Annotated in this window: 13 protein-coding genes; 2 read left to right on the forward strand and 11 right to left on the reverse strand. The window is 68.2% G+C overall.

The features are described 5' to 3' along the window. The 10 genes from AC27VN_RS18650 to AC27VN_RS18695 all read right to left on the reverse strand — a co-directional run. A partial coding sequence (locus tag AC27VN_RS18650; RefSeq protein ID WP_490877476.1) for an ATP-binding cassette domain-containing protein occupies nt 1-387 on the reverse strand: 387 nt, incomplete at its 3' end. Then, nucleotides 384-1,550: a macrolide transporter subunit MacA gene (gene macA, locus AC27VN_RS18655; RefSeq protein WP_203205858.1), complete on the reverse strand. Its 1,167-nt coding sequence runs from the start codon at nt 1,548-1,550 to the stop codon at nt 384-386. The genes macA and AC27VN_RS18650, both read right to left, overlap by 4 nt. A 214-nt stretch (nt 1,551-1,764) precedes the next feature. Further along, nucleotides 1,765-2,268: a disulfide bond formation protein B gene (locus tag AC27VN_RS18660; protein ID WP_093341573.1), complete on the reverse strand. Its 504-nt coding sequence runs from the start codon at nt 2,266-2,268 to the stop codon at nt 1,765-1,767. Continuing rightward, a complete protein-coding gene (locus AC27VN_RS18665; RefSeq protein WP_093341571.1) occupies nt 2,265-3,365 on the reverse strand; it encodes a sulfate/molybdate ABC transporter ATP-binding protein in 1,101 nt (366 codons plus the stop codon). Before AC27VN_RS18665 ends, AC27VN_RS18660 begins: the two co-directional genes overlap by 4 nt. Nucleotides 3,366-3,379: 14 nt before the next feature. Next, nucleotides 3,380-4,273, reverse strand: coding sequence for a sulfate ABC transporter permease subunit CysW (gene cysW / locus AC27VN_RS18670; protein ID WP_093341569.1), 894 nt, complete (start codon nt 4,271-4,273; stop codon nt 3,380-3,382). Nucleotides 4,274-4,363: 90 nt separating this feature from the next. Next, entirely contained in the window at nt 4,364-5,251 is an 888-nt protein-coding gene (cysT, locus tag AC27VN_RS18675; RefSeq protein WP_093341567.1) for a sulfate ABC transporter permease subunit CysT, read from the reverse strand. Continuing rightward, nucleotides 5,252-6,268 (reverse strand): sulfate ABC transporter substrate-binding protein, encoded by a 1,017-nt coding sequence (locus AC27VN_RS18680; protein ID WP_490877477.1) that lies wholly within the window; start codon nt 6,266-6,268, stop codon nt 5,252-5,254. Beyond that, nucleotides 6,265-6,840: an RBBP9/YdeN family alpha/beta hydrolase gene (locus AC27VN_RS18685; protein WP_093341564.1), complete on the reverse strand. Its 576-nt coding sequence runs from the start codon at nt 6,838-6,840 to the stop codon at nt 6,265-6,267. Before AC27VN_RS18685 ends, AC27VN_RS18680 begins: the two co-directional genes overlap by 4 nt. 34 nt (nt 6,841-6,874) lie before the next feature. After that, nucleotides 6,875-7,516 (reverse strand): peroxiredoxin, encoded by a 642-nt coding sequence (locus AC27VN_RS18690; protein WP_093341562.1) that lies wholly within the window; start codon nt 7,514-7,516, stop codon nt 6,875-6,877. 128 nt (nt 7,517-7,644) lie between these two features. Continuing rightward, nucleotides 7,645-8,559, reverse strand: a complete 915-nt coding sequence (locus tag AC27VN_RS18695; protein ID WP_296787690.1) for a LysR family transcriptional regulator — start codon at nt 8,557-8,559, stop codon at nt 7,645-7,647. Nucleotides 8,560-8,694: 135 nt separating this feature from the next. On the opposite strand from AC27VN_RS18695, the gene AC27VN_RS18700 reads away from it, so the two are divergent. Then, the gene (locus AC27VN_RS18700; RefSeq protein ID WP_490877478.1) at nt 8,695-9,342 is read left to right on the forward strand and encodes an FMN-dependent NADH-azoreductase; all 648 of its coding nucleotides are present in this window, start codon (nt 8,695-8,697) and stop codon (nt 9,340-9,342) included. An 82-nt stretch (nt 9,343-9,424) separates the two neighbouring features. On the opposite strand, the gene AC27VN_RS18705 is transcribed toward AC27VN_RS18700, so the two are convergent. Continuing rightward, on the reverse strand, nt 9,425-11,023 hold the full coding sequence (locus tag AC27VN_RS18705) for a Fic family protein (RefSeq protein ID WP_490877479.1): 1,599 nt from the start codon (nt 11,021-11,023) through the stop codon (nt 9,425-9,427). A 247-nt stretch (nt 11,024-11,270) separates the two neighbouring features. Here AC27VN_RS18705 and AC27VN_RS18710 point away from each other — a divergent pair. Beyond that, a partial coding sequence (locus AC27VN_RS18710) for a hypothetical protein (RefSeq protein WP_490877480.1) occupies nt 11,271-11,890 on the forward strand: 620 nt, incomplete at its 3' end.

An 11,890-nucleotide genomic window follows, 5' to 3' on the forward strand; every position in this document is an offset into this window, starting at 1 on the left:
CCTCGCCTCGCGCGCCGCGCCGTCGGTGCCCGCGTACACCGCCGGCACCTCGACGTTGCCGGTGGCCGTCAGGTGCTGCATCAGGTGGTAGCGCTGGAAGATGAAGCCGAAGTGCTCGCGCCGCAGCTCGGCCAGCGCGTCGCTGTCGAGCGTGCCCACGTCGTGGCCCGAGACCGTGTAGCTGCCGCTGCTGGGCCGGTCGAGGCAGCCCAGGATGTTCATCAGCGTCGACTTGCCCGAGCCCGAGGCGCCGACGATCGCGAGCATCTCGCCGTGGCCGATGTCGAGGTTCACGTCCTCGAGCACCTGCACCCGCGTCTCGCCCGAGGGGAAGCTGCGCCCGATGCCGCGCAGCGACAGCAGGGCCTGCCGTGGCGACTGCGTCATGGGCCCTTGCCGCGGCGCTCGCCGCCGTTGGCCTCGCCCTCGCGCGGCTCCACGGCCGAGGCGTCGCCGGTGATGACCTGGTCGCCCTCCTTCAGCCCCTCGAGCACCTGGGCCTGGAAGTTGTTGGTGATGCCGGTGCGCACCTTGCGCGTCTCGGGCGTGTGGTCGGCCTTGAGCACGCGCACCTCGTAGCGGCCCTCCTTGTCGCGGTTGCCCAGCGCGGTCAGCGGCACGGTCAGCGCCTGCTTGGCCTCGCCGAGCATGATCGCGACCTGGGCCGTCATATCCACGCGCAGGGTGCGGTCGGGGTTCGGCACGTCGAACAGCGCGTTGAAGAACACCGCATTGTTGATCTTCTCGGGCGAGGGCTGCACCGCGCGCAGGGTGCCGTGGTAGCGCTTGTCGGGGTCGCCGAGGATGGTGAAGTAGACCGGCAGGCCGGCGCGCACGCGCACCACGTCGGCTTCGGACACCTGGGCCTTGATCGTCATCGTCGACAGATCGGCCAGGGTCATCAGCGTGGGCACCTGGAACGACGCGACCACGGTCTGGCCCTCGAGCGTCTTGATCGAGATCACGTCGCCGTCGATGGGCGCGATGATCCGGGTGTACGAGAGGTTGGTCTGGGCCGAGGACACGGCCAGGCGCTGCTGGCGGATCTGCGCGTCGAGCGACACCGCGTCGGCGCGCAGCGCGCGCAGTTCGGCGTCCGCGCTCTCCATGTCCTGCCGCGCCGAGGCGTCCTGCGCCAGCATCTCGCGCTGGCGCGCCCAGGCCAGCTCGGCCTGCTTGACGCGCACTTCCTTCGCCACCTTCTGGGCCTGCAGGTTGTCGAGCCGGGCCTGTTCCTGCGCCAGCGTGTTCTGCGAGATCGCGGGATCGATCTCGGCCAGCCAGTCACCCTTCTTCACGGTCTGGCCCAGCGACACCTTGAGCGACTTGAGCTGGCCCGTGACCTGCGCGCCCACCTCCACCTGCCTGAGCGCCTGCAGCACGCCGGTGGCCAGCACCGCGTTCTCGAGGTCGGCGCGCTGCACCGTCGCCGTCAGGTACTCGGGTTTCTTGGCCGGCGTGAGCACGATCGCGGCCGCGATGCCGAGCACGACGAGGGCCAGGATGCCGTAGAGGAGCTTGCGCGAACGCCGGGGGGGAGTCTGGGGCATGCAGCGGGAAGGAAGTGGAACGGGCGGGGGATGCATTCGCCGGGCTCTGCGGCCGGGTCGCAATGCAAGGGGGATGGGGGCATCCTAGTCCCGCTGTCTGAAGCGTTCCTAAAGAGGGAGTTCCGCCGCGGGGTTACTCCGCTCCCGCCCCACCACAAAGACGAAAGGCGGACCCGCGGTCCGCCTTGGAAGGCCGATGCGGCGAACGCCGCGCTCAGCGTGCCGGACGCCGGCGGAACAGCAGCACCAGCAGCAGGACCGTCAGCACCGCGAAGGCGATGAAGGACCAGTTCGCCAGCGTGAGGCCGAACAGCGTCCAGTCGATCTTGGAGCAGTCGCCGCCGCCGCGAAAGATCATCGGCAGCGCCCGCTTGAGCGGGAAGGTCTCGATCATGCCGTAGAGGTCGCGGCCGCACGACACCACCTCGGGCGGATACCACTGCAGCCAGCTCTGCGAGGCAGCCGTGTAGGCGCCGCCGAGGGCCGACAGCAGGGCCAGCAGGCCGCCGCCGACCTGCAGCGCGCGGCCGCGGAAAGCCCCGGCCAGCCCCGTGAACACCGCCACCAGCACCAGCGCATAGCGCTGGACGATGCACATCGGACAGGGCTCGAGCCCCACCACGTGCTGCAGGTAGAGCCCGAAGGCCAGCATGAGCACACAGGCCAGGCAGATCAGGCCGTAAGCGCGGCGCGGCGCGCCGAAGTACCAATCGATCAAGGAGACACCCAATCCTCTTCTACGAACACCCTGGCCTTGCGTGGCGTGGCGACGACGGTGTCGCCCTCCTTCAAGCCCAGGTCACGGAACTGTTGCGCAGGGAGTTGCGCCTCGATGATGGTTCCGGAGCCCGGATTGTCTGGATTCGTGTCGACGGGTTCAAGTTCCAGCCGCGCGATCGGACCGACGACGATCGCGCGCGCCAGCGTCGCGACGATGCCGCTCGTCGCGCCCGGCACGTGGGCTGTCACCTCCAGGTCATGCGGACGGACGTAGGCCAGCGCCTTGGCGTCGCGCGCGCCGCTGTGCTCGGGCGAATCGAGGCGCACGTCGCCCAGTTGCACCGAGCCGTTGTCGGCGCGGCCGTGGAACAGGTTCACGTCGCCGAGGAAGCCGTAGACGAAGGGGCTCGCGGGCTGGTCCCAGACCTCCTGCGGCGAGCCGACCTGCTCGATGTGGCCCTTGTTGATGACCACCACGCGGTCGGCCACTTCCAGCGCCTCTTCCTGGTCGTGGGTGACGAAGATCGAGGTGACGTGCAGCTCGTCGTGCAGCCGGCGCAGCCAGCGGCGCAGTTCCTTGCGCACCTTGGCGTCGAGCGCGCCGAAGGGCTCGTCGAGCAGCAGCACCTTGGGCTCGACCGCGAGCGCGCGGGCCAGCGCGATGCGCTGGCGCTGGCCGCCCGAGAGCTGCGGCGGATAGCGGTCGGCCAGCCAGTCGAGCTGCACGAGCTTGAGCAGCTCGGTCACCTTGGCCTTGATCTGGGCTTCGCTCGGGCGCTCCTTGCGCGGCTTCACGCGCAGGCCGAAGGCCACGTTCTCGAACACGGTCATGTGGCGGAACAGCGCGTAGTGCTGGAACACGAAGCCGACCTGGCGCTCACGCACGTGCACGTCGGTGGTGTCCTCGCCCGAGAACAGGATGCTGCCGGCGTCGGCCGTTTCCAGCCCGGCGATGATGCGCAGCAGCGTGGTCTTGCCGCAGCCCGAGGGGCCGAGCAGCGCCACGAGCTCGCCCGATTCGACGTTCAGGTTGACGTCGTTCAAGGCCCGGAAGGTGCCGAACTGCTTGCTGATGTTGCGGATTTCGATGCTCATGAAATTCTTTCTTCCTAGGCCGCCGTCGGCCGTTCCGGCGGCAGCTCGGCGATCGCCTTCATCTCGCGCTCGTGGCGCCATTCGATCACCGACTTGATCACCAGCGTCACCAGCGCCAGGATCGCCAGCAGCGAAGCCACCGCGAAGGCGGCCACCGACTGGTATTCGTTGTAGAGCACTTCCACGTGCAGCGGCATGGTGTTGGTCTGGCCGCGGATGTGGCCCGAGACCACCGACACCGCGCCGAACTCGCCCATGGCGCGCGCATTGCACAGGATCACCCCGTACAGCAGGCCCCACTTGATGTTGGGCAGGGTCACGCGCCAGAAGGTCTGCCAGCCGTTCGCGCCGAGCACGATCGCGGCCTGTTCCTCGTCGGTGCCCTGCGCCTGCATCAGCGGGATCAGCTCGCGCGCGATGAACGGGAAGGTCACGAACACGGTGGCCAGCACGATGCCGGGCACGGCGAAGATGATCTTGATGTCGTGCGCGGCCAGCCACGGGCCGAACCAGCCCTGGGCACCGAACACCAGCACGTAGATCAGGCCCGCCACCACCGGCGACACCGCGAACGGCAGGTCGATCAGCGTGGTGAGGAAGGCCTTGCCGCGGAACTCGAACTTGGCGATGGCCCAGGCCGCGGCCACGCCGAACACCAGGTTCAGCGGCACCGCGATGGCGGCCGTGATCAGCGTCAGCCGGATCGCGCTCCAGGCATCGGGTTCCTTGAGCGCCTCGAGGTAGGCGTTGAGGCCCTTGCGCAGCGCCTCGGTGGCCACGGCCGCCAGCGGCAGCACGAGGAACAGGAACATGAAGACCAGCGCGAGGCCGATCAGCAGCCAGCGGACCCAGGCGGCTTCGGTGGTGCCGGCCTGGGTGCGGCGGATGACTTTGGACGGTGCGCTCATATGGGGCCTCCCGCCGGGCCGCCCCAAGGGAGGCCCGCGCCCCCTCGGGGGGCAGCGAATACACGAAGTGATAAGCGTGGGGGCTTCATTTCAACCTCCTGCCCGGCGACGCTGCCATGCCTGCAGGCCGTTGATGACCAAGAGCAGCAGGAACGAGATCACCAGCATCACCAGCGCGACCGCCGTGGCGCCCGCGTAGTCGTACTGCTCGAGCTTGCCGATGATGATCAGCGGCGTGATCTCCGAGATCATCGGCATGTTGCCGGCGATGAAGATCACCGAGCCGTACTCGCCGATCGCGCGCGCGAAGGCCATGGCGAAGCCCGTGAGCAGCGCCGGCGCGATCGAGGGGAAGATCACCTTGGTGAAGGTCTGCAGCCGCGTCGCGCCCAGCGAGGTGGCGGCCTCCTCGAGTTCCTTCTCGGCGTCTTCGAGCACCGGCTGCACCGTGCGCACCACGAAGGGCAGCCCGATGAAGATCAGCGCGATCACCACGCCCGCGGGCGTGAACGCGAGCTTGATGCCGTGCGGCTCGAGGTACTGCCCGACCCAGCCGTTGCCGGCCAGCAGCGCGGTCAGCGAGATGCCGGCCACGGCCGTGGGCAGCGCGAACGGCAGGTCGACCAGCGCATCGACGATGCGCTTGCCCGGGAACTTGTAGCGCACCAGCACCCAGGCCACGAGCAGCCCGAACACCAGGTTCACCAGCGCCGCGAGCAGCGAGGCGCCGAAGGTCAGCCGGTACGAGGCCAGCACGCGCGGCGCGGTCACGGCGACCCAGAACTGGTCCCAGTTCAGCGTGAAGGTCTTGAAGACCAGCGCCGACAGCGGGATCAGCACGATCAGGCAGAGATAGAAGACCGCGAAGCCCAGCGTCATCGAGAAGCCGGGCAGCACGCGCTTGGCGCCACCGCCGCCGACCGCACGCGAAAACGGCGCTGCCGGTGAGGACAGCGCCGAGGAGGTTGCCCCGCTCATTTACCGGGCGCCGGGCGTGTAGAGCTTGTCGAACTGGCCGCCGTCGTTGAAGTGCACCTTCTGCGCTTCGCCGAGGCTGCCGAACAGCTCCTGCACCGTGAACAGCTGCAGCGGCTTGAAGGTCGCGGCGTACTTCTTGAGCACGGTCTGCGAACGCGGGCGCAGCGCGTGCTTGGCGGCGATTTCCTGCGCTTCTTCGGAATAGAGCCAGTCGAGGTAGGCCTTGGCGAGTTCGCCGGTGCCCTTCTTGGCGACGGTGCGCTCGACCACGGCCACCGGGTTCTCGGCCACGATGCTGATCGACGGGTAGACCGAGTCGACCTTGCCGGTGCCGAATTCGCGGTCGATCGAGACCACTTCGGATTCGAAGGTGATCAGCGCGTCGCCGATGTTGCGCTGCAGGAAGGCGGTGGTGGCATCGCGGCCGCCGCGCGCCAGCACCGGCGTGTTCTTGAACAGCTTGCCGACGAACTCGGCCGCCTGGGCGTCGGTGCCGCCCTTCTTCTTGACATAGCCCCAGGCCGCCAGGTAGGCGTAGCGGCCGTTGCCGCCGGTCTTGGGGTTGACGATCACGACCTGCACGCCGGGCTTGACCAGGTCGTCCCAGTCCTTGATGCCCTTGGGATTGCCGTTGCGCACCAGGAACAGCATGGTCGAGGTGGTCGGCGATGCATTCTCGGGGAATTTCTTGGTCCAATCCTTGGCGACCACGCCGGCGTTGGCCAGGAAGTCGATGTCGGTCGAGGTGTTCATGGTCACCACGTCGGCATCGAGGCCGTCGGCCACCGCGCGCGCCTGGGCGCTGGAGCCGCCGTGCGATTGGTCGATCTTGACGTCCTTGCCGGTGGCCTTCTTGTAGTGCGCCGTGAAGGCCGCGTTGTAGTCCTTGTAGAACTCGCGCGCCACGTCATACGAGGCGTTCAGCAGGCCGGTGCCCTGGGCCAGGGCGCTGCTGCCGGCGAGTGCGGAGGACGCCAGCGCGAGCACGGCGGCGAAGGTCTTGATTCTGGAAGTCATGTGGTTGCCAAGGTTTCTGAAAAATCACGGCCCGCCGCCCAGGGGGCGGGCTCGTCGGTCAGCGACTGGAGCAGGGCCAGGCCGAGCGGCCATTCCCCGTGCCCCGAGTCGACGTTGATGTGGCCCGCATTCTGCATGCGAACGAACTCGCTGCCCCAGGCGCGCGAGTATGCGCCGGCCAGGCGGATCGGGCAGTACGGGTCGTTGCTGCTGGCCACCACGATGCTGCGGTACGGCAGCGCCGCATAGGGCACGGGCGCAAAGTCCGACAGCACGGCGCGGCGCTCCGGATCGGCCGGCGCCACCAGCAGCGCGCCCTGGATCCGGGCCGCGGCCTCCGCCGGCAGGTGCGCCGTGGCGATGCAGCCCAGGCTGTGCGCCGCGATCACCACCGGCTGCGGCGATTCGAGCACCAGCCGCGCCAGCGTCGACACCCAGGCCTCGCGCCGCGGCGAGGCCCAGTCGTCCTGCTGCACGCGCGCGGCGCCCGGAATGCGCTCCTGCCACAGGCTCTGCCAGTGGCCGGGGCCGGAGTCGCGCCAGCCGGGAACGATGACGATGCGGGTCTGCATGCGAAGGTGGTGGGCCTGGGCCGATGCCGCCGGCTTACTTGTTCGGCTGCGGCGTCAGGCGCAGGTAGGGACGCACCGCCTTGTAGCCCTTGGGGAAGCGCTGGGCGATCTCGGCCGGGTCCTGCAGGCTCGGGATGATGACCACGTCGTCGCCATCCTTCCAGTTCACGGGCGTCGCCACCTTGTGGCTGTCGGTGAGCTGCAGCGAGTCGATCACGCGCAGGATCTCGTCGAAGTTGCGGCCGGTCGAGGCCGGGTAGGTGATGATGGTGCGGATCGTCTTCTTCGGATCGATGATGAACACGCTGCGCACCGTGGCCGTGGCCGAGGCGTTCGGGTGGATCAGGTCGTAGAGGTCCGACACCTTGCGGTCGGCGTCGGCCACGATCGGGAAGTTGACCGTGGTGTTCTGCGTGTCGTTGATGTCGCCGATCCATTCCTTGTGCTTGTCGGCCGGGTCCACGCTCAGCGCGATCGGCTTCACGCCGCGCTTCTGGAACTCGCCCGACAGGGCCGCCGTCTTGCCGAGTTCGGTGGTGCACACGGGCGTGAAGTCGGCCGGGTGCGAGAAGAACACGACCCACGAATCGCCGGCCCACTCATGGAATTTGATCGGGCCTTCGCTGGAATCCTGGGTGAAATCGGGGGCGCTGTCGCCGAGACGGAGGGTTGCCATGGTCGTTCCTTGGATGGAATGGAAGACCTGGATTGTCCGAACCCCGCCAAGGATGCCAAACGAATATCTGATTGTTTGGTTATGACGTTTTTTGCATATCGAGGCGGTCCGGCGCCTCGAAATCGCCGTCAGAACATGCGGTGCGCGCCGTGTTCCAGGTGCTCGACCAGGAAGTCGATCAGCCGCCGCACCGCCGGCACCAGCGCGCGCCGCGCCGGGAACACCATGTGCGCGACCACCGGCGTCGGCCCCCAGTCGCACAGCACCCGGGTCAGCCGGCCCTCGTTGAGGTCGGCGCGGCACATGTAGTCGGGCAGCAGGGTCGCGCCCACGCCGCCGAGCACCGCGTACTGCAGGGTGGCGAGGTCGTCGGCCACGTAGCGCGGCGTATGGGCATGCACGTGGATCCGGCCCTTGGGGCCCTCGAGCCGCCATTCGCTGCGGCCTTCCCCGTTGACCGACATCGCCGCGGTCGGCAGCTTCGCGAGATCCTCCGGCCCCTCGATCGGCCCCAGCCGCCGCACCAGCTCGGGCGTGGCCACCAGCACGCCGCGGCTGGTGCCGAAGGTGCGCGCCACCAGCGTCGCGCTGTCCTCGATCTGGGGCCGCACGCGCAGCGCGATGTCGATGCCCTCCTCGATCAGGTCGACCGGCCGGTTGATCACCCGCATGTCGATGCGCACCGCCGGATAGCGCTCGAGGAAGCTCGGCAGCACCTGCGCCAGTCCGCTGTGCGAGATCGTGACCGGACAGCTGAGCCGCACCAGGCCGCTGGGCTCGGTCTGCACCTGCGCCACGGCCTCGGAGGCGGCGCGCGCCGCGTCGCGCACCGAGGCCGCGTGGCGCAGGTAGATCTCGCCGGCCGGCGTGAGCGACAGCCGCCGCGTGCTGCGCTGCATCAGCTGCACGCCGAGCTGCTCCTCGAGCTCGGCCACGCGCCGCGACAGCCGCGACTTCGGAATGCCCAACGCCCGGCTCGCGGCCGCGAAGCCGCCGCGCTCGGCCACTTCGGCGAAGAACACCATGTCGTTGAGGTCCTGCATGGCTCTACTGTCCTGTTTTTGAAACGATGTGGCTTATTTTTACCTACTTATCACTCACTCGCACCAAAAATAGAATTCTGACCACGCCGGCCACCTTTGAGCGCCGACATCGAAAGAAAGAAAGCGATCAACACCATGAAGCTGCTCCACATCGACTCCAGCATCCTCAGCGGCAACTCCACCTCGCGCCTGCTGACGGCCGAAACCGTGGCCGCCTGGCGCGCCGCCCATCCCGACACCACGGTCGAGTACCTCGACCTGGCGGTCGACACCCCCTCCCACTTCAGCGCCGACGCGCTCGGCATCAAGACCGGCGTGCAGGCCCAGCCGACCGAGGCCCAGCAGCGCGAGAACGCGCTGTCCGAGAAGCTGGTGAGCCAGTTCCTCGCCGCCGACGTGGTGGTCGTGGGCGCCCCGCTCTACAACTTCACCATCCCGAGCCAGCTCAAGGCCTGGATCGACCGCCTCGCGCAGGCCGGCCGCACCTTCAAGTACACCGACAAGGGCCCGGTCGGCCTCGCCGGCGGCAAGACCGTGATCGTGGCCTCGAGCCGCGGCGGCATCTACTCGACCACCGAAGGCGGCCAGGCCACCGAGCACCAGGAGAGCTACCTGAAGGTGATCTTCGGCTTCTTCGGCATCACCGACGTGCGCTTCGTGCGCGCCGAAGGCCTCGGCATGGGCGACGCGGTCAAGAACGCCGCGCTGGCTTCGGCTCGCAGCGACATCGGCACGGCGACCGCCGAAGCCGCCAACCAGAGCGTCGCGGCCCTCGCGGCCTGATGAGGGCGCGCCGTTCGCGGCGCACCCCGACGACAAGCCGGCCGAAGTGCCGGCTTTTTTCCATGGGCGGCGGACTTGTCGGCTACGCCCGAGGCTCGTCGATCGGGTCACCATCGTCGACTTCGCCGTCCAGCTCATCGGCGAAGGCCGTGTTGATCGCCGCCATCACGCGATCCCATCGCCCCGGCTTCTCGAGGATCGGGAAACGCTTGGCGAGCTTGCCCGACAGTGCGCCGCCGTTCTCGCGCGCGCTGCGGATGATCGCGTCGATATCGGTGTCCGGCCCTTCGATCACGTCCTTGACCAGTCTGCGCGCCAGGTCGTTGGAGCGGAAGAACCTGGCCTGCTGATGCATCTCCTGCTCGATGGTGAATCGCAGGACGTGGCCGAGGTAGGTCACGTGGCTGGTGAGATCCAGGAAACGCCAGGCCGGCATCGCGTCGTTGTAGGCCGAGAAATTGAAGTTCGACCGGATCCCGTCGGCTTCGTCGCGCTCTTCGTTGCCGAACGACACGGCCTCGCCGTAGTGCTGCATGAACGGGCGCGAGAAGGCCTCGAGCGCGCGGTCGTAGTCGGCCCGCTCCTTGGTGCTTTCCGTGATGAGCGCGGAAACGGGCAGGATGAACGGCGCGGGGACGACGCCGTCGCGGCGCAAGGTGTCGTTGATGAGGAAGCGGTGCAACCGGCCGTTGCCATCGGCCAGCGGGTGGATGTAGACGAAACCGAAAGCGGCGATCGCGGCACGCGCCGCCGCGAAGCCGATCTGGCCTTCGGTGCGCAACAGGGCGTGCGCCAGCCCCTGCACGAACCTGGGGACCGATCCCCATGGCGGCGCGACGTAGTGCACGATGTTTTCATAGCGCACGTTCTGCCCCACGAAGACCGGTGACCTGCGCAGGCCGAAGCTGGCGAGCGTGGTGTCCTCGCCGAGGATGGCCGCCTGCAGCGAGGCCAGTTCGTCGGGCAACAGGGGCGTGGGCCCCTGGCCGGTACGCGTTTCCATGACTGCCGCGAAGCGCTGAATCTTCAGCGTCTGGTCCTGCTCGCCCTCGATGAGGAAGCTCGAGCGGCTCTCCTTGAGCGTCATCCACACCGCGCTGCGGCGAAGCAGCTCGGCACCGAAAACCGCTTCCTGCCTTCTCAGCGCGGCCCCCACATCGAACGCGGCCGCCGGCCGGCTCGCATCGGTCATGCGCACGGTCGGACAGAAATCGGGCGAACCCGGCATGTTGTCCCTGATGCGCCAGCGCTGGTTGTTGACCGCTGTCGTGGCGACCAGCATCTGCTTGCCGTCCAGCGCGTCGTGGTAACCGCCCTGCACCGCGGGCGTCACCGGCAACTGGCGGCCGGTCATCCACTCATAGAGAAAGCCGACACGTCGCGCATACTGGCCGCTGGGCTCATCGGTGATCCAGGCGGCAAGATCGGCGGGGTCGACGACAGCGAAGAGGCGCGCGAGCAACTCCAGGTGCACGACCTCGTGCTTGAGATGGAACGTGAGGTGTCCGGCCAGCGTCGGCTCGGGTCGCATGTTGGGCTGGAACACCTCCTGCCGCATGCCTCCCGAATGGTTCGTGGAACGTCGGCCTCCGATACGGCTTTCGACCGCGAGCGGCTGGACGAGGCCGATGCTCAGATGCTCCACGAGCCAACTTCCGCCGACGTGTTCAATGGAGCTCATTGAGGATTTCCAACACTCTCATTGCCGCATAGAAACACAAATAGCCGCATAAGAACAGGAACCACAAGATTTTCTTGCATAAAAATGCAAAAAAATCTTGTGCACAGCCAAAGGTGGGCGGCCCTGACCCCACGACGGGTTGCCGAATCGGCACGAAGCCGCCCCGCAATCACGACTGCCGGCACCCCGGCTGACATAGGCGCTTCGGCCAATGGCTGGCGCGCGGCGCGCTCGACAGAATCGCCGGATGCCCGCAGCCCGCCTTCCGGCTTCCCGCATCCCTTTTCTTTTTCCCGCGACCGAGCGCATCGCGGCGGTCGCGCTGCTGGCGCTGTGCCTCGCCGCCTGGGCGGCCGGGCTGGCCGGCGGCTTCCAGTACGACGACCTGCCCAACATCGTGCTCGACCCGGCCACGGCCGGCGGCGAGGCCCTGCGCGAGCGGCTGACCAACGGCTTCCGGCCGCTGCTGCGGCTGAGCTACGTGGCCGACCATGCGCTGTGGGGCTTCGACGGCACCGGCTTCCTGGCGACCAACCTCGCGCTGCACGCAGCCACGGTGCTCGCCGTGTGGCGGCTCGCCCTCGGCCGGCTGGCCGATCCGCTGGCCGCCTTCCTGGCCGCGGCACTGTTCGCGCTGCAGCCCGCGCACGCGGCGGTGGTGAGCTTCGCGAGCGGGCGCTCCACCGGACTGATGACGCTGGGGCTGTTGCTGGCGCTGCTGGCCCATGAACATGCGTGGCGCGAGGGCCTGGTCCGCGCGCGCCGCGCCGTCTTCGAGGCGCTGTCGCTCGTCGCCTTCGCGCTCGCGGTGTCGGCCAAGGAAGTGGCGCTGGTCTATCCGCTGCTGCTGATGGTGTGGGAGTCCAC

Source organism: Variovorax sp. 20P10.2.4, from assembly GCF_058244205.1.

Excerpts from the sequence above, each read along its gene's own strand:
- macA (WP_203205858.1), bottom strand. The coding sequence starts at position 1,550 with ATGCCCCAGACTCCCCCCCGGCGTTCGCGCAAGCTCCTCTACGGCATC.
- AC27VN_RS18665 (WP_093341571.1), bottom strand. The coding sequence starts at position 3,365 with ATGAGCATCGAAATCCGCAACATCAGCAAGCAGTTCGGCACCTTCCGG.
- cysW (WP_093341569.1), bottom strand. The coding sequence starts at position 4,273 with ATGAGCGCACCGTCCAAAGTCATCCGCCGCACCCAGGCCGGCACCACC.
- cysT (WP_093341567.1), bottom strand. The coding sequence starts at position 5,251 with ATGAGCGGGGCAACCTCCTCGGCGCTGTCCTCACCGGCAGCGCCGTTT.
- AC27VN_RS18680 (WP_490877477.1), bottom strand. The coding sequence starts at position 6,268 with ATGACTTCCAGAATCAAGACCTTCGCCGCCGTGCTCGCGCTGGCGTCC.
- AC27VN_RS18685 (WP_093341564.1), bottom strand. The coding sequence starts at position 6,840 with ATGCAGACCCGCATCGTCATCGTTCCCGGCTGGCGCGACTCCGGCCCC.
- AC27VN_RS18690 (WP_093341562.1), bottom strand. The coding sequence starts at position 7,516 with ATGGCAACCCTCCGTCTCGGCGACAGCGCCCCCGATTTCACCCAGGAT.
- AC27VN_RS18695 (WP_296787690.1), bottom strand. The coding sequence starts at position 8,559 with ATGCAGGACCTCAACGACATGGTGTTCTTCGCCGAAGTGGCCGAGCGC.
- AC27VN_RS18700 (WP_490877478.1), top strand. The coding sequence starts at position 8,695 with ATGAAGCTGCTCCACATCGACTCCAGCATCCTCAGCGGCAACTCCACC.
- AC27VN_RS18705 (WP_490877479.1), bottom strand. The coding sequence starts at position 11,023 with ATGAGCTCCATTGAACACGTCGGCGGAAGTTGGCTCGTGGAGCATCTG.